The following is a 21,505-nucleotide window of genomic DNA, read 5'->3' as shown; positions in this document are numbered from 1 at the left end:
AACCCCTGAAGAAAAATATGAAACTGTCAGACAAGGCATATCATGTACTGAGAAACGCCATTGTCTACAATGAGCTGGCTCCTGATGATGTATTGACAGAGGAAAAACTTTGCGCGGAACTGTCAATCAGCCGCACTACCGTTCGGGTTGCACTTCACCGACTGGTAGACGACGGATTGGCTGAAGTGCGCGGAAAAAGTGTGACAGTCTCCCGTCTAACGGAGGAGGACGCGGCAAGCATTAATGTTATTCGCCGGCCAATGGAGCTTCTGACTATAAACGAGCTGAGGGGACGAGTCACCCCCATGCTGATTCGCAAATTGCGCAATAGTATTGAGGAACAGCAAAATTGCAAGATGGCCGATGCCGATGACTATATGTACTATATTCAGCAGGACTATGTCTTCCATACCGCGCTGGCAGAGGCGACCGGAAATCGCTTCCTTTGCGATGTGGTGGAACGGCTTAACACACACAGCACCCGCTGTCTGATACTCAGTACCACACTGCTTTCCTCCTATAAACCGGCTGTAGTTGAGCACACCGCCATTGTGGACGCCCTGGAACGAAAAGAATATGATCACGCCTATCAGGCAATGGATAACCATTTGCGGCAAATTGAGAAGAGGTACATCGACCGGACGGAGCGAAAGAAGTTAGAATAAATATTATTCAATTAAGAGGTAAGCTTTAAGATATCGTTCCGGAATATGAAACGAGAGCAGCAATCCATATCAGATTGCTGCTCTCGTTCTCTTATAACACTTCAAATTCATATTCTTCAGACTGAAAGAAAATTGCGTGATATGATTCAGAGCCTCCACAAAGGCGTTTGTCACAGGTCCATTGAAGTAATTCAATGCTCTGTTATGTACTGCCGATGCAGGTTATTTGCGCTGCCTGATATTCCAAATCACAGGCAGCTCTTTCTCCAAATTATTTGAGGCAATCATGCCTTATACTCAGCTTCACTTGTTTTTTTCCAGATAATCGTTTAGCTCTGTGTTGAGGATATCGGTAATAAACATATGCCCAGGGGCATGTGTAATGACAACGGGTGGCTTCGCGTTCTCTACTGCAGCTTGAGGAGTGACTCCGCAGGGCCAAAATACCGGTATTTCTCCCTCCCGAATTTCGACAGGATCGCCGTAGTCTGGCTTCATCACATCCTTAACGCCTACCTTCTCAGGATCACCGATCTGGACCGGAGCACCGTGAACATTCGGCATTTTTACTGTAATGTCGTAGGCTACTTTGGCCTGTTCCGGGGTCATAGGGCGCATGGAGCACACCATGGGTCCTTCAAACGGTCCCGCCTTTACAGTCTGAATATTGGTCTTGTACATAGGCACATTGCAGCCCTGCTCAATATGACGCACGGGGAGGCCTGCGGCCATGAGCGCCTCCTCAAAGGAAAAGGAGCACCCGATTAGGAAGCCCACATACCCAGCCTTCCAGTATGCAGAGGCATCAGTCAGCTCCTTGGTAAACACCCCGTTCTCATACACTCGGTAACGGGGGATGTCGGTGACAATGTTTCCGCCCTGTCCCATGGCGTGGGTCTCTGGGGTGCCTCGAATGATTTCCAGCACCGGGCAGGGAAATGGGTTTTTCCGCGTGTACTCCTCAAAGTCGTCGGCGTACTCCGGAGGTAGGATCACCAAGTTAGCCTGGGCGTAGCCCCGGCACATACCGGCGGTAGGAAAGTCAATGACACCCTGACGAATTAACTGGCGGACTTCAGAGGGTTTCTTGTCTATATAAGGGGTAATGTCAAAGGCCATAATTATCATCCTTTCTGTCCTGTGGCCCCACCCGACAGAGGCAGGGCCACATTGATCACATATCCAGGGACCGGCGCAGGGTGCGCAGGGCAGCGCGTTGGTTGAGGAGAGCCTCCTGCGCGGTCTGAATGGACACTCTCTCAAACTTCACCTTGTCCCCCGCCTTTATCTGGCTCAGGAGGCGGAAGTCGGCGGAGATCACGTTCGCGATCTTGGTATAGCCACCAGTGGTCTGACGGTCAGCCATCATGATGATGGGTTTCCCCTCCGTGGGCACCTGAATGGCTCCAAAGGCGATGCCATCAGAAATAATGTTGCCATCGGTAACATGCTGGATGGGCATTCCGTCCAAGCGGCAGCCCATACGGTCAAACTCATTGGTCACCGAGTAGGTTTCCCTCAGAAATGTGGCAATACCTGAGTCAGTAAACGCATCGTCCTGAGGTCCCATAACTACCCGCAGGGTGTACACGGGGTGTGGGATGAACTCTGGGTAGATATACCGCTCGGACAGGTTCTTAGGGATGCCGGGGGCCCGGAAGCCTATTACATCGTCCTTTTGAAGCTTTCTCCCCCCTAGGCCTCCGATCTTGGCCTTCAAGTAGGTGGAGCGACTGCCCATGACCTCGGGAATGTCCAAACCTCCGGCAAAAGCGATGTAGGCCCGGCAACCTGTCTTAGGGGCCTGAAAACGGAGTGTCTGACCTGCCTGGACAGTTACCGCTCGATAGGTTGGTACCACCTGTCCATCTAGAGCGGCCATCAGGTCCCCGCCAGTGATGGCGATGGTGTTGGCCGCGTCAAAGCGCAGCTGTGGGCCCAGCATAGTGCACTCCAGCACCGCTTCATCCTCCGGGTTTCCCACCAAAATATTAGCGACGGCCGCCGCTCGGGGGTCCATGACTCCGGAAACGGGCACGCCGAACTGCTGATAGCCAACGCGCCCCATGTCCTGCACCGTAGTTAACAAGCCGGGGTTCAATACCATGATGCTCATTGTCCCCCCTCCTTTCTGGGGTGGCGCTTGCACACATAGGTGCCCGCCGCCTCTTGGGCGGCGATGGCGTCAAACTCCGCCTGGGTAATGGAATAGAATTTGATGTACTCACCAGCCTTGGGGAGGATGGGCTCCGCCCGGTCCGGTTGGTACATACGCACCGGGGTCTTACCGATGAGCTGCCAGCCGCCTGGGGAGTCGATGGGGTACACGCCGGTCTGAGAACCCGCGATCCCCACTGACCCAGCGGGGATCTTCACCCGTGGTTGCTTCAGGCGGGGGGCAGCGATCTCCTCGCTCATGCCGCCCAGGTAGGTAAAGCCTGGGGTGAAGCCCAGCATATAGATGAGGTATTCGGTGGAGGTATGAATTTTGATGACCTCCTCCGGGGTTTTTTTGTTATGCTCTGCGACAAACTCCAGATCAGGCCCAGCTTCCCCGCCATAGAGGACAGGAATCTCCAGCACGTCGCTGGGGGGAATCTGAATGTTGGAAAGCTGGCCCATCAGCCCCTTGAGTTCCTTCACCAGGTCATCATAGAGAATGATGCCAGGATCGTAATGGACCATGAGGGAGCGGTAGGTGGGAACCGTCTCGGTAATGCCAGGAATCCTGCTCTCCTCCAGGGCAATGTTAAAGGCGCGGATCTGAGCGTTAATAGCCGGGCTAATCTCATTGCCGAACTCCACCGTCACAGAGGTATCCCCGGAGAGGAGAAATTTCACTTCAGCCATATACGGCTCCTTTCTGTTCCAGTCCGGCAAGCCCGCATAACGCAGGTTTTCCGGATATCTGTTATCCTCTTAGCCAAATAGCTGCAAAATATTGGGAACAGTCTGTATACCAGAGTACAAGGAGACAGCCACCACTACTACGCCCAGCACGATCAGCGGCATGGGGTGTTTGTACTCCTCACCCACAATACGCTTGCTGCGGCTGGCGATAAGCATGACACCCAAAGTAATAGGCAGAATCAGGCCATTAAAGGCGCCGGCGACAATCAAAAGCCCAGCGGCATTGCCCACAATCACCATCATCAGGGTGGAGAAGGCAATAAAGCCCACCACAAATTGCCGCTCATATTTAGCGATGAAGGGGTGCAGGGTTTTCAGGAACGAGACTGAGGTATATGCCGCGCCCACCACAGAGGACACGCCGGCGGAGAATAGGCACAGACCAAATAAGCGGTAACCAAAGTCACCGGCGGCCAGGCGAAATGCCTCGGCAGCGGGATTGCCGCCACTGGCAGCGTCAGTAATAATTTTAGCGTTTTCCGCCAGCCACTGGGAACCCTCCATGCAGGTGCCTAATACCGCCAGGAACAGCAGAATCCTCACGATGCCAGAGGTGCCACAGCCTTGGATCACACTTTTACGTACATGGCCCACGTTCTCCGGGCCAGAGATACCAGCGTCCAGCAGGCGGTGCGCGCCTGAGAACGCGATGTAACCGCCACAGGATCCGCCCAATAGAGTGGTCAGCGCAGTAAACATCTTGTTATCCGGATTAAACAAATAGTCCACACGTGTCAGCCCATGGGCAACCTGGTCCATGGGGGGCTGAGAGATGATGGCCACCACCAGAACAGTGACAAGGATAACAGCAGCTAGAATCGTGGCTACCTTATCCATGATAGTTTTGGCATTTTTATTGATAAAAATGATGATCCCCAAACAGCCCGCAACAACGGCCCCTACCTTCTGGTCCAAACCGATCATGGCGTTGAATCCCAAGGCCACACCGCCTACGTTGCCTACGTTGAAAGCCAAACCGCCGATGGCCACCAAAATGGCGATGACCACGCCCAAACCAGGCAGCAGCTTGTTAGCTACATCCTGGGCGCGCATTTGGGAGACAGAAACCACAGACCAAATGTTCATCTGGGCGGTGATATCCATGACAATAGCCAGCACAATGACTAGGGCTAAAGCCGCTCCGTGCTGGGCGGTAAAGGTGGACGTCTGGGTTAGGAAGCCGGGGCCAATGGCCGAGGTGGCCATCAGGAAGGCGGCACCGAAGAGCACCGATCGGCTGGGTTTTGCCGAGGACTGATTCAGGATGTTAGGCTCCTTACTCATAATGTACCTCCCATGATATGAAATTTAGGGATTTCTCTCCTCATACACTCGGTCACACAATCTCAGCAATGGGGGCAATCTCCACCCCCTGGGCGCTGAGGGAGGCCCGGATGTTCTTGACAAATTCCACCGCAGAGGGGTTGTCACCGTGGACGCAGATAGAGTGGGCGTCAATGGATACCTCCTCGCCGGTGATGGCGGTGACCTTGCCCTCGGTAACCATGCGGATGGTGCGGGCAATGGCCTCGTCCTTGTCATGGATCACCGCGCCAGGCTGTTTCCGGGGTACTAGGGAGCCGTCCGCCTGATAGGCTCGGTCGGCGAAAACCTCACTGGCTACCCGTAGGCCCATCTGCCTTCCAGCCTCCAGCATCTTGCTTCCCGCCAGCCCCATGAGAATGATATTTTTGTCCACCTCAACGATGGCCTCAGCAATGGCCAAGGACAGATCCATATCCTTGGCAGCCATATTGTACAAGGAGCCATGAGGCTTGCAGTGCTGCAACTTTACTCCGTGGGCCGCAGTGAACGCCATCAGCGCGCCCAACTGATACTGGATGTACGCTTTGACCTCTTTGGGAGAACACACCATGTTCCGGCGGCCAAAGCCCATAAGATCGGGGTAGCCGGGATGCGCGCCTACCGCCACGCCAGCAGATTTGGCGGCGGCCACCGTCTTGTCCATCACTAGAGGATCGCCGGCGTGATAGCCACAGGCCACATTAGCAGAGGATACATACTGGATAACCTCGCTGTCCAGGCCAATGGTATAGGCACCGAAACTCTCGCCCAAGTCGCTGTTCAGATCTACTTTGCACATAAACATACCTCCTTTTTTCTTAATATATATAAATTTAGCACAAAGCCAGCATATAAGCAAGAGCTAAAAATGATGAATTTAAACTAATCTCGTTTTATTGTCCAAGGGCACAATTTAGGCAGGGCGTCTGTCTCGATCAGTGTTTCATCATCCGCTCTTTTCTTTTAACTTTTTCTTAAATTCTTTACCCAATTATATTAGAAAAATAGTGAATTCACTTAAAAACGAATCGTAGTCAAGATATGGACACCATTCAAAAAATTGTATCATCTTCATCTTAACATATGCAGTCATGGGGGCCCATAGCTGGCCAATAAAGTTATGGTAAGGCATACTACTTTTTAACAGACGCAAAGAAGCCCTGGCACCATTTTATGGTTCCAGGGCTTCTTGTTGGTGGACGATACAGGACTTGAACCTGTGACCTCCCGCACGTCAAGCGGATGCTCTACCAGCTGAGCTAATCGTCCAGACAGCGAAGATTATTATAACTGCTGTTCCCCTCCTTGTCAACCTATTTCCAAAGAATTTCCACAAATCTTTTTTTGGTATCCCGGTACCGGGAAAATTCTCTGTAAAAAGGAGACGAGCTGTGGTATAATTTGTTTTGTAGGATCTCATTTTCTCACAGGAGGAATACGATATGTTGAAATTGGACCTATCCAAGGTATCCCCCTTCCTGCCACAGGACTATGTGACCAGTCGGCAGGCCAAGCTTGAAAAAGCTGCCTCCATGTTGTCCAGCCACAGCGGACCTGGCGGCGAATTTACCGGCTGGGTGGACCTGCCCCGGGACTATGATAAAGAGGAATTTGCCCGCATCAAGGCCGCCGCGCGGAAGATCCAGCAACAGTCCCAGGTACTGGTGGTCATCGGGATCGGTGGTTCCTATCTGGGCGCCCGGGCCGTCATTGAGCTATTGGCCTCTCCCAACTATAATCTGAAGAAAAAGGACACGCCCGATATTTACTTTGCTGGCAATGGACTGTCTACTGACAGCTTGCTGGAGCTCATCGCCCTCATCGGTGACCGGGACTTTTCTGTCAACGTCATCTCTAAGTCTGGTACTACCACGGAACCAGCTGTGGCCTTCCGTATCTTCAAAGCCATGCTGGAGGAGAAATACGGCAAAGAGGGAGCCCGTGGGCGTATCTATGCCACTACAGATGCCCGCCGCGGCGCCCTGAAGGGGCTGGCCGACGCGGAAGGATATGAGGAGTTCGTTGTACCCGACGCGGTGGGAGGCCGGTATTCTGTCCTTACCGCCGTGGGTCTGCTGCCCATCGCCGCCGCCGGTATCGACATCGACGCCCTGATGGGCGGCGCCCGTCTGGCTATGGAGGAGCTCTCCGCGGGTGGGCCAGAAAACCCCGCCTGGCAGTACGCCGCCGCCCGGCACGGCCTGTATCAGGCCGGAAAGAAGGTAGAGCTACTAGCCTGCTACGAGCCTCCCTTCCGCTTCTTTGCCGAGTGGTGGAAGCAGCTGTACGGAGAGAGTGAGGGCAAGGAGGGCAAAGGCCTCTTCCCTGCCAGCGTAGAATTTACTGCCGACCTCCACTCCATGGGCCAATATATCCAGGAGGGAGAGCGGCTCATGTTTGAAACTGTAGTTAAGTTTGCCCCCAAGGGGCAATTCATCATCCCCAACGATCCGGACAACGTGGACGGCCTCAATTTCCTGTCTGGAAAGCCCCTCTCCTTTGTGGCGGAGCAGGCTATGCGAGGCACTATCCTGGCCCATGTAGACGGCGGCGTCCCCAATGTGCTGATCGAACTGCCCGCCATTGGTGAGGCCTCGGTGGGATATCTCATCTATTTCTTCGAGTATGTGTGCGGCCTGTCCGGTCATCTGCTAGAGGTCAACCCCTTTGACCAGCCCGGTGTGGAGGCATATAAAAAGAATATGTTTGCTCTTTTAGGCAAGCCCGGTTATGAGGACTTGAAAGCCCAGTTGGAGATGCGGCTCTAAGCTTGTCACAAAAAATTCACGATAATCCGGTTGAAAAACTGGGCGTGATATGGTAAAGTGTTATACAAGAACGGGGAGGTTCCCCACGTCAATTCGTTTAAGGAGTGATACACATGATTCGAGTTATCATGGGCAAGAAGGGCTCCGGCAAGACCAAGCAGATGATCGAGATGATCAATGCCGCCGCTCAGACCGAGCATGGCAATGTGATCTGCATCGAGAAAGGCAACAAGCTGACCCTGGATATCCATTACCACATTCGTCTGGTGGAAGCCAGCGACTATGATATCGGCAGCTATACTGCTTTGAAGGGCTTTATCAGCGGTATGTACGCCAGCAACTATGACATCACCCATATCTTTATCGACAGTCTGACCAAGATCGCAGGCGGCGAGTGCGACAATGAGACCGAGAATTTCCTGGATTGGCTGAATAAGTTTGGTGAGCAGCATAATATCAAATTCACCATCACCATCAGCGATGATGCTGATTTGGCTCCTGACGGCGTCAAAAAATATTTCTGAGTTCGGACAGGCAGCGCCCCGCGGGTTTTCCCCGCGGGGCGCTTTTATTTTCGAAGGTCCCTTTTTCCGGCCTTTTCCACACAAAAATATGGGAGGAAATAGTTGACACCAGAAGAAAAAAGGAGTATCCTATGTCAGAAATAGAACATATGTTCTATTTCGGATTGCTCTTATCAAGCTGGAAAGGACGGTCGGGCGCCATATTTTATACACAAAAGGCCGCCCATGGGGCGGCCAGCAAAATCGAGTCCCAACGAAGCGGGTCCGTTTTGGAAAGGAGGAGCAGCAAAATGAACGCGCTCTGACTTTTTATAAAAAAGTCGGAGCAAACGATATGACCGTTTGCTCCGGCTTGGTGGAGGAGGGTGGATTCGAACCACCGAAGCTAACGCAACAGATTTACAGTCTGCCCCCTTTGGCCACTCGGGAACTCCTCCATATGAAATTGGAGCTGGTGGACGGATTCGAACCCCCGACCTGCTGATTACAAATCAGCTGCTCTACCAGCTGAGCTACACCAGCATCTCAGGTTTCTGTCCAGCAGCAAGTGGTATTTTACCAAAGGAACCGTCACTTGTCAAGCAGATTTCAAAAAAACTTTTCCAGGGCGGCCGTTTCTTTGCTCCAAAGACTACCGGACCTGGATATGAGGAGGAGAGGGCCACGACATATTCCCCAAACCGGCGGCTGCGTCCCCCGCTGGAGGACCGCCAGCAGGAGAGGGCACGCTGCCTGTGCGCTCTGTGCGGCGGGGAGCAATACCATTGGGACAGAGTCTGGCAGTGGCGCGGCAGATGGATCTGCCGCCTTTGCTGGGCCAGGCTGGAAAAAGAGGAGGAGATCACATGACGCTGATGGAACTGTCTGTCGAATACCGGGCCCATGCTCGGTCCCTGGACCTAAGGATCTGCCAACTGGAGTGCTGGCTGGAACGGACGGAGGACCCGGACGCCCGCAACCAGCTTCAGGAGCGGATCAAGCTGCTGGCCACCATGCTTCGGGAGGCCAGAGAGCTGGCCGTCCTTACCGAACGCTACTATGACAGGGGGTACCGCCGGAATGCCAAATACACGATATAGGAGGGGCAAGGTATACGCCGCTGACATGGCGGTGTATACCCGGCAGATGGCGGCGGACAACAGCCAGGAGGTCAGCCGCCTCAAGCGCAATCTGATCCGTGCCCTGAAAGAGGACGTGACCGCCAAGCAGCGGCAGGTCCTCCTGCTGTATTACGCCGAGGGGCTGAATATGCGGGAGATCGGTGAGCGGCTGGGGGTGGACAAATCCACTATTTCCCGGACCATCAAGCGGGGAGAGCGGCGGCTCCAACGCTGCCTGCGCTATGGGGCGGAGGCCTATTTGAAAAGCATGGACCAGGAGTAAGGGCCGCCCTCTTGTGGCTCCGCGGCCGCCTGTGTTATAATTGTGATCTCCTGTCTGGGGCCTCATGCCTCTAGGGGACAGGCTGACTAAATGGGAAAGAAGGGTAACAATGGTGCCGTATCAAGCCATATTTTTTGATTTTGACTACACTCTGGGAGATGCTACCCCCTCTATTCTGGCAGGCTTTGCCTACGGCCTGGACCAGCTCGGCTGGCCCGCCCCCGACGCGGATGAGATCCGTCGGACTGTTGGCTATCCTCTGGAGGAGTCCTATACCAAGCTCACCGGGGATCGTGACCCGATTCACCGCGAGCAGTTCCGCGCCTATTTCACCCAGGCAGCTCAGGCCCGCCAGAGGGAAGAAGCTGTCCTGCTGCCCGGCGCCACAGAACTGCTCCGCTGGCTGGGTCAGAAGGGCGTCAAGAGAGCCGTCGTCAGCACCAAGCGGGCGGACACTCTGCGGGGCATTCTGGAGCACAGGGGTGTGGCAAACCAGTTTGAGGTGGTACTCGGCGGCGACGATGTCTCCAACAGTAAGCCGGACCCCGAGGGGCTTCTGCTTGCTATGGAGCAATTGGAAGTCTCGGCCTCCCAGGTGCTATACTGTGGGGACACCGTTCTGGACGCGGAGGCGGCCCAGCGGGCCGGATGCCATTTTTCGGCAGTCCTCAACGGGACCACCCCAAGGCAGGATTTTTTCCCCTTTCCCCATGTCCATATCGCTCCGGACTTGTCAGAGCTACTGGATTGGCTTAGAAAACAGGCCAGATGATCCTGTGGGGACGGCGGCATGGGCAGGACACTCCCGCCCCTTTTGTTTATAGACAGGGTTGACAGCACCGCTGAAAAAACAGTATGATAAGCACAGCGATATATACAAAAACGCAAGGGGGACCAGCTATGACTGTGAAACGTATGGGCGCGCTCCTGCTGGCGGCCGCGTTGTCCGCCGCTCTGACATCCTGTGGAAAGACGGCAGAGGACCCAGGCAGCGGTTCTGGAGGAGAGATATCCTCCCAGGAGCCTTCTGTCTCCGTCATCGCCCCGATAAATCCAGAACCGGAACCCGTCTATCCCTATCATAATCCCCTCACCGGAGAGGGGCTGGAGGAGGATATCAGCGGGCAGCGGCCCTTCGCGGTCATGCTCAACAATTTGTCAAAGGCTCTGCCACAACTCGGCGTATCCCAGGCCGACGTGATCTATGAGATTGTAGCTGAGGGCGGTATCACTCGGATGCTGGCCGTGTTCCAGGATATAGAGGGGGTGGGCGACCTGGGCAGCGTCCGTTCAGCCCGGGACTATTACGTCAGTCTGGCCTGCGGGCACGACGCTATCTACGTCCATGCCGGCGGCAGTCCCCAGGCCTATGACGCCCTTCAGGGCTGGGGGATGTCCTACATTGACTTTGTCAACGGGCCCTATGGCGATATGTGCTGGCGGGACCCAGGCCGGCGAAAGACTACCGGCCTGGAGCACTCCCTGCTCACCTCCAGCGAGAAAATGCTGGATCAGCTGCCCAAGCGCATCGAGCGGGAACACGACCAGGACTTCCAGGTGGGCTGGAGTTTCTCCAAGGAGGCCCCCGCCGGCGATCAGCAGCATGCGACTTGGCTGACCGTTCCCTTCTCCCATTATAAGACGGGCCACTTCACCTACAATTCTGACAGCGGCCTGTATATGGTGGAGCAGCATATCAACGGCAAGGATATACCATATGTCGATGGCAGCACCGGCCAGGAGGTTGGCTTCCAAAACGTGCTTGTGCTGTACACTGACGTAGCCCAGATCAATGGCGACTCCGCGGGCCGGATGAAGGTACGCACCACCGGCAATGGGGAAGGTCTCCTCCTCCGGGACGGTATGCTCTATGAGATTACCTGGCAGCGGGACAGCCGAAATGACTGCTTGTCTTTCTTAGACCAGTCCGGGGCCCCGGTAAGCCTGGGCGTCGGGACCAGCTATATCAATCTGGTAGACACATCGGCCGAGGTCAGTTGGGGCTGACCTCTCTGTTCGGTTTTGGAGTGGCACCAAAAGAGGGGGGCTCCCATGCCGGCAGCCATGATAGGTCTGCAATCCAGGGCCGTCCGGCGGCGATCTGTCGGACGGCCCTTTTATGGAATAGATAATTTCCTGTTTTCCGGTATCTTCAAAGGAAAATTCCCTGGCGACCGCTTGCAAAGGATGTGCGTACAATGGTATAATGAAACAAAAATGGCGGTCATGTTTGACTGATGTCGTTTGATCCTCTCCCAAATGGTATTGGGAGGGAGTTTTTGTGCGGAAAGGAAGTGGGATCCAGCGTGGACGGTCGAAGTCGCCATCAGGACACAGAGATATGCTGCCACAGACAGCAGGCGGCGGGCTTGGCCGGGTTGATCCGGATGCTGGTCCGCCGCCGGAACAATGTTTAGCCAGGCCTTACGGTTCTGGCTTTGGTCTGTCCGTGCGCAGCCACAGGCGCTGAGATCATTTTGAAGATGATAAAGGGGCTTCTCCCCTATCTGTCAGTTTCAAAATGACCTCTGGCCTGTGGTTTTTTGTGCCCCACTTTCACATAAATTCGGAAAGGGGAGAGCCATATGCACGAAAACTATGACTTGGAGCTGCTGATGGAACTGGTCCGCCAAAAAAAGTTTCGCCAGTTGAAAGAAGCCCTGGGCCAGATGAATGAGGTAGACATCGCCGAGTTTTTGGATGAACTGGATGTAGAACAGGAGATCCTGGTCTTTCGCCTTCTGCCCAAAGACTTAGCCGCGGAGGTCTTCACCTATCTGGAGAATACCGAAGACCAAGAGAAACTGATTGGCGCCCTCAGCGATAAGGAGCTTCGGGAGGTGCTGGACGAGCTGTTTCTGGACGACACGGTAGATATCATTGAGGATATGCCCGCTAATGTGGTGTCCCGTATTCTGCGGAATACCGACACCTCTACCCGCAGCCAGATCAATCAGCTTCTCAATTATCCCAAGGACTCCGCCGGTTCCATTATGACCACAGAGTTCGTATACCTCCATCCAGACGCCACAGTGGAGCAGTCCTTTGCCCGCATCCGCCGTGTCGGACTGGACAAGGAGACTGTGTATACCTGCTATGTTACCCAGAACCGTGTCCTGCTCGGCGTAGTCACCGTCAAGACTATGCTCTTGTCCGCCTATGAAACCCGTATTGGCGATATTATGGAAACCAATGTCCTCTCCGTGACCACCCATGAGGATAAAGAGGACGTCGCCCAGATGTTCTCCAAATATGGTCTGACCGCCCTGCCCGTGGTGGATGGCGAAGACCGCCTGGTGGGCATCATCACCGTTGACGACGCCATGGACGTCATTGAGGAGGAGACCACTGAGGACTTCGAAAAGATGGCGGCCATTCTGCCCTCTGACAAGCCCTATCTTCGTACCGGCGTCTTTGAGACCTGGAAATCCCGCATTCCATGGCTTATGCTGTTGATGCTGTCCGCCACCTTCACTGGCATCATCATCACCAGCTTTGAATCAGCCTTGAACGCCTGCGTGATCCTCACTTCTTTTATCCCCATGCTGTCTGGCACCGGGGGCAACTCCGGCTCTCAGTCCTCGGTGGCGGTAATCCGTGCCCTGTCCCTGGACGAGGTGGAGTTTTCCGATGTGCTCGCCGTTTTGTGGAAAGAGATCCGGGTGGCCGTGCTGTGCGGCGTCTGTCTGGGGGGCGCCAATTTCATTAAAATGATGGTGGTGGACCGCTGGCTTATGCACAATCCAGAGGTCACCCCTCTGGTGGCTCTGGTAGTCTGTCTGACTCTGATGTTGACCGTGGTTTGCGCCAAAATAGTAGGCTGTACTCTGCCTATGGCCGCCGAGAAAGTCGGCATCGACCCAGCAGTCATGGCTGCGCCTTTTATAACCACCATCGTGGACGCTCTATCCCTGCTCATCTATTTTGCTATCGCTACTCATGTGCTGGGCATATAAAGCGCAGTAAGGCAGCCGCAGGCCAGTCTGGCTTGCGGCTGCCTTTTTATTGTCCTGACTTTGAGATAGATAACGGCGCAAAATCATCTTTATCTTTCCCTTCATGGTTTGTGTCTTCAACCGCGATTATGGAATGCTTTGGACCGCCCGCTTTCTATACGAACTGTATTATTTATCCGCTTATTTTCTTTTTGTTATAAATTGGAAAGGACATTTTTTACAGGACTCCTATCGGAAAATATATTTTGTCCGCAGGATCTCTCTCCTCACACGGATATGGTATTGAAGAAAATTTTGGATGTGATACAATATATAGGAAATTACTCCAAAAAAAGGAACCCTTTTTCAGCAGGACAGTCCGCTTTTCGTCCATGTCTATGGATTTCGCCGCTTTCAGTTAGGAGATTCCATAGGTACCCGCTTCCCACAGTATCAGTAATGTTGTCATATTGTTAGATAGAGAGATTGATATGAAGCGAGAATACCTGGATCGGTCCGTCTACGACGCTGTTCAGGACCGGTTTGATTATCTGTTTCAGGAATTTGAGAACATCTATGTTTCCTTCAGCGGTGGCAAGGACAGCGGCCTGCTGCTAAATCTGCTGATGGACTATAAACGCGCTCATTATCCGCACCGGGTCATTGGCCTGTTCCACCAGGATTTTGAAGCCCAGTATACCGTAACGACCGAGTATGTCACACGGACCTTCGAGCGGCTGCTGCCGGAAGTAGCCCCCTACTGGGTCTGTCTTCCTATGGCCACCCGTACCGCCCTTTCTAGCTACGAGATGTTCTGGTATCCTTGGGATGATAGGCACCCTGAGCTTTGGGTGCGGCCTATGCCAAACTACCCCTATGTAATCAACATGGAGCGGCCCTTTAACCACTACCGCTATCGGATGCATCAGGAAGACCTGGCTAAACAGTTTGGCCGCTTTTACAAAGAGCAGCAAGGGGGTGGAAAAACGGTCTGCCTGTTGGGAATGCGAGCCAGCGAATCCCTGCAGCGGTATAGTGCCTTCCTCAATAAAAAATACGGATATAAGGGCGAGTGCTGGATATCCAAGCAGTTCAAGGATGTATGGTGCGCTTCCCCGCTTTACGACTGGACCAATAGCGATGTATGGGTGGCCAACGCTCGTTTCGGCTACGACTATAATCGACTTTACGACCTTTATTATCAGGCGGGGCTGAAAATCGACCAGATGCGTGTAGCTTCTCCTTTCAACGACTACTCCAAGGATGCGCTGAACCTGTACCGGGTAATTGATCCAGAGATCTGGACTAAGTTGGTAGGTCGGGTTAGAGGTGCCAATTTTGGCGCTATCTACAGCCGCACCAAGGCCATGGGTTACCGCAATATCTCTCTTCCTGAGGGCCATACATGGAAGTCCTATACTCTATTTTTATTGGATACCCTGCCAAGTCGGCTTCGGAACAACTATGTCAAAAAATTTAAGACCTCTATCCGATTCTGGCGTGAAACAGGGGGTGGCCTATCTGAAGAAACCATCCGGGAGCTTGAGGAACACGGGTATCAGATTCAAAGAAATGGCGTGTCCAACTATACATTGGACAAGAAGTCCCGTGTTATCTTTGCCGGGCCCATTCCGGACCATACAGATGATATTAAAAGCACCAAGGATATACCCAGTTGGAAGAGGATGTGTTACTGCATCCTAAAAAATGACCATACCTGTCGCTTTATGGGCTTCGGGCTGACCCGCCAGGAGCAGAAACGTATCGACCTGATCAAACGAAAATATGGGGGGATCATGGATGATAATTGATGGATTTTCTAGCCCAGCATACCATATTATCGCTGTGCCCTTTGAAAAGATTGTCCCCAATACATACAATCCCAACAGCGTCGCTCCGCCGGAAATGAAACTTCTCTACCTTAGTATTTTGGAGGATGGCTATACCCAGCCTATCGTCTGCTATTATTCCAAAAAACAGGACTTGTACGCTATCGTGGATGGGTTCCATCGCTGGCGTATTATGAAGGAGCACCGGGACATTTATGAGCGGGAACACGGGATGTTGCCCGTAGCCGTGATTGATAAGCCGCTGTCTAATCGAATGGCCAGCACGATACGTCACAACCGAGCCAGAGGTTCTCATAACGTGGACCTGATGAGCAATATTATCAAAGAGCTACACGAGTTGGGGCGGTCAGATGCCTGGATCGCCCGCCACTTAGGTATGGATCGGGACGAGATCCTGCGGCTCAAGCAAATCACAGGTCTTGCCGCTCTGTTCCGAGACGTACACTTCGGTCAGGCGTGGCGACCTGTGGACGAAGATGAGGAGTCATTGTCTCCAGAGAATAGACCAACTGTACCCGCCCTGTCAGAGAACAACGAAAAGCAGCCAGTGTGAAACTTTTTTCCTTCACACGGAACGCACCAACGTAATGGTCCTATTTTTACGCACCGGTATTCAAGTTGTCTTGTGTGCCTTCTGCTTCTGGGTATAGCCCGCAGTATATTGATTGGTATTCCAAGCATCCATCTTCCCTCTTGCGGATCTTGCCCCCACCACTGCTTTCTTGTTTTCCATGGCAGCTTCCCGCGCTTGTAGATGTATGCAATACCATAACATCTAAAAATAGGATAAGTTTCTAAAATTATTACTTCTGTTTTATGGAGTCTTTCATAAGATTAATTTTGAACCGTCGGCCATCTTCCAAAGTATCTATTAATAGTAGGGGCCCAGGGACGTATCTCGTCCCTGGGCCCCCACTGTTCTCTGCTTTATTTTGATTGCTTCGCCACTTCCTGACAGAACATCATAAAGATTTGTGCTACCTCGGCACGGGTGGCCCCGGCGGTAGGCACCAGGGTGTTGTTCCCCTTGCCGGACAGCAGACCGGCGTTCACCGCCCAGTCCAGACCTTCCAGCGCCCAGCCGGAGATGGAGGTGTAGTCGCTAAACTCCCGGATGGACATACCGCCCTGGGTGGTGTCATACTCTTTCATCTGGGCATAGCCGTATAGGATCAGGGCCAGTTGTTCCCGTGTAATGGGATCGTTGGGACCGAAGGTGTCGCCATAGCCGGACACGATGCCCTCACCAGCCGCCCAGGAAATGGCGTCAGCGTACCAGGCGCCCTCCGCCACGTCAGCGAAGTCAGCCCTGCCGGCCGCGGGCTTGCCCTCCAGGCTGTACAGCATCTGGGCCACCATGGCACGGGTCAGGGTGGCGTTTGGCGCAAAGGTGTCTGTGCTAGTACCGGACATAATACCCTCGGTCAGCGCATAATCCACAGCCTTGTAATACCAGTCTCCCTCAACGATATCGTTGAATGCATTGATAGGTCGGTCCAGAGTGACCCGGGTGAAGTTATAGTTATCATCCCGCTTAAACAGGCTGGCAGTCGTGGCGCCATCTACGATATAATAATATCCACCACCGATGGAGGCGATACCGTAGGTAGCGGTTTCAGGCAGTGCTCCGCCACAGACCATAGCGGTGATGCCGGTGTCGCCGCAGACAGTAGGTTGACAATCGTTGCCGCAGATACACTTAAGCACTCCATGCTTACCGATGGGATATTTGCCGTCCACCTTATACTCCTCGGCCTTGGCCACAGCGGCGTCATGGGCATCCTGGTCAGAGTTTGTGTTGCTCTGTCCCACCTCGATCTCCCGCTCCACGGGGACCTTGCTGCCGTCGATCACATAGAGGGTGTGGCCCTTGCTCCATTCCTGCTGGGGCGCATAGGTATAAAGGACAATATCGCCTGTGTCTTTATCGTACTCCATATTCTGGGCACCGTAGCTAGTAGTTCCAGTCCAGGCATAAAGGGTATCGGTGGCTGTGAGCACTTCGCTCTCCTCATAATCAGTACTCAGTCCCCGCTCATAGGTAAAGCGGCGGAGTACAGAGTCTCCGGTTCCCTTTGACTCGTTATATGGCTGGTCAAAATCTTCGGGGTCATAGACTTGGAGAACATTGTAATTGTTATCATAACGGCCCTTCCAGTAGTCATTGTTGCCATATACGCCATAAGCTACAAAGAGGTACATCTTGTCGTCATCGCTGCCGGGCATGGGGGCGAAGGTAACGCCGTCGATGCCGGAGCAGCCAAATTTATGCCCCGCCTTCTCCTCATTAACCGCAAAGCCGTTCGCGCCGCTGACGACATCGTTCAGAGGATCACGGAAGTCAGAGGTTGGCTCCTCCAGTAGGATGCCGTACACGCCGGTATCCATCTCCTTCATATCCATGCCTACTTCAGTAATGGCATCCTCGTCAAAGACGGCAATAAAGAATTTTGCTCCTGGCTCTTTATATTCTAAAGAACCGTAAATCTTACCGTCATAGTAGGCCAGACAGCCCAAGTGGGCGCCGCCAGGGGTACCGAAGCTTCCCTCGCCGAAGCCACCTACGGAACCGACCACCTTGCCAGTCTTCATGTCTACCTTGGCCAGCGCACTGGTATAGGAGAAATACATGTATTCCATCTTGTCATCCACACAAATTCCCTGCATATGGGAGTTGCCACCGCACAGGTCGATGGTATCATAGTGGGTATAGCCATTTTCCAGGGCGATTTCCCACATCTCTTTGATCTCGTCTTCTGGCAGTTCAACGGCCGACGCTGATTGGGCCATCCCTGCCGGAAACAGGCCAACTACCAGTGCCAATGCCATGACGCGAGCCATGACGCGCCTCCACAAGTTTTGGGTATGATACTTCTTTTTCACGTTTGTCCCTCCATCATTCAAAAATTTCTTATATAACCGTCTGTCAGTCCGACATCGTCGTTTTTCCTTCAGCGGTTGGGTAACTGCCGGCTTCTTTTTTACTTTGGGTCGCCCCCGCCATTTTGGCGGAGACGCTTTCCGCACCTCCTCTCTCACCCTGTTTCACAATACAACAACTACCCAGCTGAAGAAAGTTCCGTTGTGTTAAATCTAGGGCAAATTATTTGTGTGCCCTTCTATTCCCTGCTCACCCGATCTCTTCGATCACCTGATCAGAGATAGAGTCCAACAGGTCCAGATCCCACATCATCTGAAGAATCGTATATCTAGCCCTTATTTCTTTGCAGTAGAGGAATGTATCCTTCAACAGCTTCCGGTCGATGCCAATTCCCTCCGGCCGGCAGGGCGCCCCCAAGCCGGACAGCAGGTCCGCCACATAGTCGGAAGTGGGTAAGGTCCGAAGCAGGGCCGAGATCTCGCTCCAGCGGCGCTCCATGGTATCGATGCGCGCTAGCCGGCCGGCGGAGGCATTCTTACCCGCCTCTTCTTCCATCTCAATCACTCCAGGGGCGGCAGGGCCGTAGGCTCTCTGGATCTCCTCGCGCCACTTGACCGGGTCATATGCCTCCGCCGCCCTGCGGGCGGCATCAAAATCCACCTTCCGCTCCAGCAGCAGTTCCACCGCTTTCAGGACCAGAACAGTACCTACGCCTACCTGAGCTCCATGGGGAGCTGGCCGCTGGCCCCGCTGCTCCAGGATGGTTTCCCAATAATGAGACATATGGTGCTCACAGCCGGAGGCAGGTCTGGAATTGCCGTACAAGCTCATAGCCACACCGGTTAAGACAAGCCCCTCCATGATATCTCCCAACACCTTTGGGTCCCGTTCCTTAGCCCGACCAGCCACCGGAAGCAGGTCCTGGACGCACTTCTCCACCAGCTCCATGATCCGCTCACACTGATGCTCCCCCGTAATGATATGGGACAGCCGCCAGTCACACAGGCAGGTACATTTTCCAAGCAGATCACCCAGTCCGGCCGCTATCATTGGATAGGGGGCATTTTTCAAAATCTCTGTGTCCCCAATGACCGCAAGCGGGGTCTGTGCCTGGAAGGTGGTCTTTAGATGGTTCACATGGATGGCCGCTATGCTGGACGCGAATCCATCCATAGGGGCCGCTGTGGCAACAGTAAAGAAGGGCCTCCCTAGCTTAAAGCTGAAATACCGGGTCATATCGTTAATGGTTCCGGTGCCTACGGCCACCACCAGATCACAGTCCTGGGGCATATGAATGACCAACTCCCCCAGGGTAGCCTCGTCAAACTCCAAATGGGTCAGTTGGATGATCTCAGCCCGGATACCCGCCCGAGCCAGGATATCCATGCATTTTTGGCCAGCGATCCCATAGGTGATGTGGTCACTGACCAGATAAAGACTGTGGAACCCCAATTCCTTTACAAATTTCGGCAGGTCCGAAAGGGCATCCTTCCTCACACTTACATACTTTAAGGGAGCGCTGTGGGTCTTTCCACAGGGACAGGTAAATGTCCGATTCAAATAGTCGTTCAGCCCATGAGGAGTATGATATAATTCCATTTCTCGATTCTCCTTTTTCGCCTTTATCTCAAAAATTCATTGAGCACCGTCCCCAGCTGGCGGTAGTCGTCGATAGTATAAAATGTAAAGTCAGAGCGGTATATGCTCTCGTCATTGCCACCAGGGCCGTAGTCATCCCCCACATAGACCACTTGGTCATGAGACAGCCCCCGCTCCTCACAGTAGCGGTCTAAGGCATAATATTTACTGTATGGCCGGGGAGCCAAGTCAAAGGAGGAGGATCCACCCACATACACTGTATAGTCCAAGAACAGTTCCTTCACATAGGGGTAGATGGCTCGGCGGCGGCTCCGGTCCGGGTCAAAGGACAGCTTTTCCCTGCTGTCCGCTTCAGTTCCAAGCAGTGGGAGGGTGACACATCCAGAAGGATGGTACTCCACCGATTCCCCCGCATAGTTCATGTAACCAAACTGTCGACGCAGCTGGTCCATTCGCCGGTCAACCGACTCCCGGTCACAGCGCACCGATATGTTCCGGACTACCTCCATCTCTCCTCGTTCCTGACAGTATTCCCATTCCTGCATCCCGTAATTGGCCAGGATATCAATGGGATAGCCGCCCATCTGTCGAAAAATCCTGGAGCCTGAACCGGCCCCCACAATTAGCAGCCGATAGAGCTTGGCTAGACGATCCAGCACTTTTTTATTCTCCTCCCCTAAAGGGCATTTGTGCTGCGTTATCGTACCGTCCATATCAAAGGCGATCATCTGGATCCTTTTCCCCACTTTTTCTCCTCCCATCCGCTTGCATTTTTCTGTTATTTCATTTATACTGAAACTATACACTATTGTGCATTTTTGTCAATGACCGGCGCAAAAAAGCAAAAACAATCACAAATGTTCAAGAGGAAATGATTATGTCGAGAAAGGACCGGCTGCTAAACATCCTGGATTTCTTAAATGACCACAGCTTTGTCACCGTAGATACCCTGAGCCGCCACTTCTTTATCAGTCCCCCCACGGTCTATCGAGACTTAAGGGAGCTGGAAGAACAGATGTTGATTATCCGTGGCAATGGCGGGGCAATGCGCATCTCCGCTGACAGGACCAGTATGCCGCTGGATATCCGCCGGACCATCCACGCCAAGGCCAAAGCCGCCATCGCCCACCGGGCCATGGAGCTAGTCCGCCCACATACCTTTCTCTTTTTGGACGCCTCCTCCACCACTGGCTATCTCATTGACTGCTTCAGTCCCAGTTTGGATCTGACTGTACTCACAAACGGGGTTTCCGCCGCGGTACAACTTACACAGAGGGGGATCCGAACCTATTATACTGGCGGCCGCTTTTTTGGCAGTTCTACTGCGGCCGGGGGCAAGATATCCTATGACTCTTTGGACCGCTTTCATATTGATATGCTTTTTTTCTCCTGTTATGGTGTAGAGCCCAAAGGGGCCATTGTTGATCCCTCTGAGGAGGAAACGCTTCTGCGCCGCCACCTTCTTCGCCGGCCGATCACAAGCGTCTTTTTGTGTGATGGGAGCAAATTTGGCAAGGGATCCATTTTTCGGGTCGCTTCTTTAGATCAGGTGGACTATATGGTCACCGATTCCCCGCTCCCCCCCGCCTACCCATTGCCCCGTCGGGGCATCCTGGTCGCCTCTCAGGACGGAACATAAACAGGCGGCGGAGCGGATCACCCGGACAGGTGTTCCAGCTCCACCG

The 21,505-nt window shown here is 53.4% G+C and carries 20 protein-coding genes and 3 tRNA genes; 12 read left to right on the top strand and 11 right to left on the bottom strand.

Annotated features, from left to right (window positions below; translation table 11 throughout):
* Positions 1–17: 17 nt before the first annotated feature.
* Positions 18–665, top strand: a complete 648-nt coding sequence (locus tag H8S11_RS12920) for a GntR family transcriptional regulator (RefSeq protein WP_186853407.1) — start codon at positions 18–20, stop codon at positions 663–665.
* Positions 666–968: 303 nt separating this feature from the next.
* Here the strand turns inward: H8S11_RS12920 and H8S11_RS12915 are convergent, their stop codons facing one another.
* The 6 genes from H8S11_RS12915 to H8S11_RS12890 all read right to left on the bottom strand — a co-directional run bounded on the left by H8S11_RS12915 (position 969) and on the right by H8S11_RS12890 (position 6,149).
* Positions 969–1,784, bottom strand: a complete 816-nt coding sequence (locus H8S11_RS12915; RefSeq protein ID WP_147573401.1) for a putative hydro-lyase — start codon at positions 1,782–1,784, stop codon at positions 969–971.
* Between the two features lie 55 nt (positions 1,785–1,839).
* On the bottom strand, positions 1,840–2,781 hold the full coding sequence (locus H8S11_RS12910; RefSeq protein ID WP_147573402.1) for a 5-oxoprolinase subunit C family protein: 942 nt from the start codon (positions 2,779–2,781) through the stop codon (positions 1,840–1,842).
* Positions 2,778–3,515, bottom strand: coding sequence for a 5-oxoprolinase subunit PxpB (pxpB, locus tag H8S11_RS12905; RefSeq protein WP_147573403.1), 738 nt, complete (start codon positions 3,513–3,515; stop codon positions 2,778–2,780). Before pxpB ends, H8S11_RS12910 begins: the two co-directional genes overlap by 4 nt.
* Before the next feature lie 69 nt (positions 3,516–3,584).
* A complete protein-coding gene (locus H8S11_RS12900) occupies positions 3,585–4,859 on the bottom strand; it encodes an NRAMP family divalent metal transporter (protein ID WP_186853406.1) in 1,275 nt (424 codons plus the stop codon).
* 52 nt (positions 4,860–4,911) lie between these two features.
* Positions 4,912–5,679 (bottom strand): LamB/YcsF family protein, encoded by a 768-nt coding sequence (locus H8S11_RS12895; RefSeq protein ID WP_147573405.1) that lies wholly within the window; start codon positions 5,677–5,679, stop codon positions 4,912–4,914.
* 394 nt (positions 5,680–6,073) lie between these two features.
* A tRNA-Val gene (locus H8S11_RS12890) sits at positions 6,074–6,149 on the bottom strand.
* A gap of 173 nt (positions 6,150–6,322) precedes the next feature.
* On the opposite strand from H8S11_RS12890, the gene H8S11_RS12885 reads away from it, so the two are divergent.
* The gene (locus tag H8S11_RS12885) at positions 6,323–7,648 is read left to right on the top strand and encodes a glucose-6-phosphate isomerase (protein WP_186853405.1); all 1,326 of its coding nucleotides are present in this window, start codon (positions 6,323–6,325) and stop codon (positions 7,646–7,648) included.
* A 113-nt stretch (positions 7,649–7,761) separates the two neighbouring features.
* On the top strand, positions 7,762–8,172 hold the full coding sequence (locus H8S11_RS12880; RefSeq protein ID WP_147573407.1) for a hypothetical protein: 411 nt from the start codon (positions 7,762–7,764) through the stop codon (positions 8,170–8,172).
* A gap of 353 nt (positions 8,173–8,525) precedes the next feature.
* Here the strand turns inward: H8S11_RS12880 and H8S11_RS12875 are convergent.
* Positions 8,526–8,609 (bottom strand) — tRNA-Tyr (locus tag H8S11_RS12875).
* Positions 8,610–8,618: 9 nt separating this feature from the next.
* Positions 8,619–8,694: transfer RNA gene (locus H8S11_RS12870), tRNA-Thr, on the bottom strand.
* Between the two features lie 323 nt (positions 8,695–9,017).
* Here H8S11_RS12870 and H8S11_RS12865 point away from each other — a divergent pair.
* From H8S11_RS12865 to H8S11_RS12830, 8 genes are all read left to right on the top strand, one after another.
* Positions 9,018–9,251 carry a hypothetical protein gene (locus tag H8S11_RS12865; protein ID WP_186853404.1) on the top strand — a complete coding sequence of 78 codons (234 nt, stop codon included), beginning with the start codon at positions 9,018–9,020 and terminating at the stop codon, positions 9,249–9,251.
* Positions 9,232–9,555, top strand: coding sequence for a sigma-70 family RNA polymerase sigma factor (locus H8S11_RS12860; RefSeq protein ID WP_186853403.1), 324 nt, complete (start codon positions 9,232–9,234; stop codon positions 9,553–9,555). Before H8S11_RS12865 ends, H8S11_RS12860 begins: the two co-directional genes overlap by 20 nt.
* A 109-nt stretch (positions 9,556–9,664) precedes the next feature.
* Positions 9,665–10,327, top strand: a complete 663-nt coding sequence (locus tag H8S11_RS12855; RefSeq protein ID WP_186853402.1) for an HAD family hydrolase — start codon at positions 9,665–9,667, stop codon at positions 10,325–10,327.
* Between the two features lie 128 nt (positions 10,328–10,455).
* Positions 10,456–11,562, top strand: coding sequence for a DUF3048 domain-containing protein (locus tag H8S11_RS12850; protein WP_186853401.1), 1,107 nt, complete (start codon positions 10,456–10,458; stop codon positions 11,560–11,562).
* Positions 11,563–11,834: 272 nt separating this feature from the next.
* A complete protein-coding gene (locus H8S11_RS12845) occupies positions 11,835–11,972 on the top strand; it encodes a hypothetical protein (protein ID WP_186853400.1) in 138 nt (45 codons plus the stop codon).
* A gap of 168 nt (positions 11,973–12,140) precedes the next feature.
* Entirely contained in the window at positions 12,141–13,511 is a 1,371-nt protein-coding gene (gene mgtE, locus H8S11_RS12840; protein WP_147573412.1) for a magnesium transporter, read from the top strand.
* A 470-nt stretch (positions 13,512–13,981) separates the two neighbouring features.
* Positions 13,982–15,301 (top strand): phosphoadenosine phosphosulfate reductase, encoded by a 1,320-nt coding sequence (locus H8S11_RS12835; protein WP_147573413.1) that lies wholly within the window; start codon positions 13,982–13,984, stop codon positions 15,299–15,301.
* On the top strand, positions 15,291–15,893 hold the full coding sequence (locus H8S11_RS12830) for an IbrB-like domain-containing protein (RefSeq protein ID WP_240286617.1): 603 nt from the start codon (positions 15,291–15,293) through the stop codon (positions 15,891–15,893). Before H8S11_RS12835 ends, H8S11_RS12830 begins: the two co-directional genes overlap by 11 nt.
* Positions 15,894–16,267: 374 nt before the next feature.
* On the opposite strand, the gene H8S11_RS12825 is transcribed toward H8S11_RS12830, so the two are convergent.
* The 3 genes from H8S11_RS12825 to H8S11_RS12815 all read right to left on the bottom strand — a co-directional run bounded on the left by H8S11_RS12825 (position 16,268) and on the right by H8S11_RS12815 (position 20,566).
* A complete protein-coding gene (locus H8S11_RS12825; protein WP_186853399.1) occupies positions 16,268–18,181 on the bottom strand; it encodes an S-layer homology domain-containing protein in 1,914 nt (637 codons plus the stop codon).
* A gap of 289 nt (positions 18,182–18,470) precedes the next feature.
* Positions 18,471–19,820: a sn-glycerol-1-phosphate dehydrogenase gene (locus H8S11_RS12820; RefSeq protein WP_186853398.1), complete on the bottom strand. Its 1,350-nt coding sequence runs from the start codon at positions 19,818–19,820 to the stop codon at positions 18,471–18,473.
* A 23-nt stretch (positions 19,821–19,843) separates the two neighbouring features.
* Positions 19,844–20,566 carry an HAD family hydrolase gene (locus H8S11_RS12815; protein ID WP_366461181.1) on the bottom strand — a complete coding sequence of 241 codons (723 nt, stop codon included), beginning with the start codon at positions 20,564–20,566 and terminating at the stop codon, positions 19,844–19,846.
* Positions 20,567–20,697: 131 nt separating this feature from the next.
* On the opposite strand from H8S11_RS12815, the gene H8S11_RS12810 reads away from it, so the two are divergent.
* Positions 20,698–21,459: a DeoR/GlpR family DNA-binding transcription regulator gene (locus tag H8S11_RS12810; protein ID WP_186853397.1), complete on the top strand. Its 762-nt coding sequence runs from the start codon at positions 20,698–20,700 to the stop codon at positions 21,457–21,459.
* The last annotated feature ends 46 nt before the right edge of the window (positions 21,460–21,505 follow it).

The sequence above is a fragment of the Flintibacter hominis genome (genome assembly GCF_014287965.1).
Taxonomy (GTDB): Bacteria; Bacillota; Clostridia; order Oscillospirales; family Oscillospiraceae; genus Lawsonibacter; species Lawsonibacter aceti.
This window is presented reverse-complemented; position numbering and strand designations above follow the sequence as displayed.

Excerpts from the sequence above, each read along its gene's own strand:
- H8S11_RS12885 (WP_186853405.1), top strand. The coding sequence starts at position 6,323 with ATGTTGAAATTGGACCTATCCAAGGTATCCCCCTTCCTGCCACAGGAC.
- H8S11_RS12860 (WP_186853403.1), top strand. The coding sequence starts at position 9,232 with ATGCCAAATACACGATATAGGAGGGGCAAGGTATACGCCGCTGACATG.
- pxpB (WP_147573403.1), bottom strand. The coding sequence starts at position 3,515 with ATGGCTGAAGTGAAATTTCTCCTCTCCGGGGATACCTCTGTGACGGTG.
- mgtE (WP_147573412.1), top strand. The coding sequence starts at position 12,141 with ATGCACGAAAACTATGACTTGGAGCTGCTGATGGAACTGGTCCGCCAA.
- H8S11_RS12825 (WP_186853399.1), bottom strand. The coding sequence starts at position 18,181 with ATGGCTCGCGTCATGGCATTGGCACTGGTAGTTGGCCTGTTTCCGGCA.
- H8S11_RS12880 (WP_147573407.1), top strand. The coding sequence starts at position 7,762 with ATGATTCGAGTTATCATGGGCAAGAAGGGCTCCGGCAAGACCAAGCAG.
- H8S11_RS12910 (WP_147573402.1), bottom strand. The coding sequence starts at position 2,781 with ATGAGCATCATGGTATTGAACCCCGGCTTGTTAACTACGGTGCAGGAC.
- H8S11_RS12920 (WP_186853407.1), top strand. The coding sequence starts at position 18 with ATGAAACTGTCAGACAAGGCATATCATGTACTGAGAAACGCCATTGTC.
- H8S11_RS12835 (WP_147573413.1), top strand. The coding sequence starts at position 13,982 with ATGAAGCGAGAATACCTGGATCGGTCCGTCTACGACGCTGTTCAGGAC.
- H8S11_RS12820 (WP_186853398.1), bottom strand. The coding sequence starts at position 19,820 with ATGGAATTATATCATACTCCTCATGGGCTGAACGACTATTTGAATCGG.
- H8S11_RS12830 (WP_240286617.1), top strand. The coding sequence starts at position 15,291 with ATGATAATTGATGGATTTTCTAGCCCAGCATACCATATTATCGCTGTG.
- H8S11_RS12915 (WP_147573401.1), bottom strand. The coding sequence starts at position 1,784 with ATGGCCTTTGACATTACCCCTTATATAGACAAGAAACCCTCTGAAGTC.
- H8S11_RS12855 (WP_186853402.1), top strand. The coding sequence starts at position 9,665 with ATGGTGCCGTATCAAGCCATATTTTTTGATTTTGACTACACTCTGGGA.
- H8S11_RS12850 (WP_186853401.1), top strand. The coding sequence starts at position 10,456 with ATGACTGTGAAACGTATGGGCGCGCTCCTGCTGGCGGCCGCGTTGTCC.
- H8S11_RS12895 (WP_147573405.1), bottom strand. The coding sequence starts at position 5,679 with ATGTGCAAAGTAGATCTGAACAGCGACTTGGGCGAGAGTTTCGGTGCC.
- H8S11_RS12900 (WP_186853406.1), bottom strand. The coding sequence starts at position 4,859 with ATGAGTAAGGAGCCTAACATCCTGAATCAGTCCTCGGCAAAACCCAGC.
- H8S11_RS12865 (WP_186853404.1), top strand. The coding sequence starts at position 9,018 with ATGACGCTGATGGAACTGTCTGTCGAATACCGGGCCCATGCTCGGTCC.
- H8S11_RS12810 (WP_186853397.1), top strand. The coding sequence starts at position 20,698 with ATGTCGAGAAAGGACCGGCTGCTAAACATCCTGGATTTCTTAAATGAC.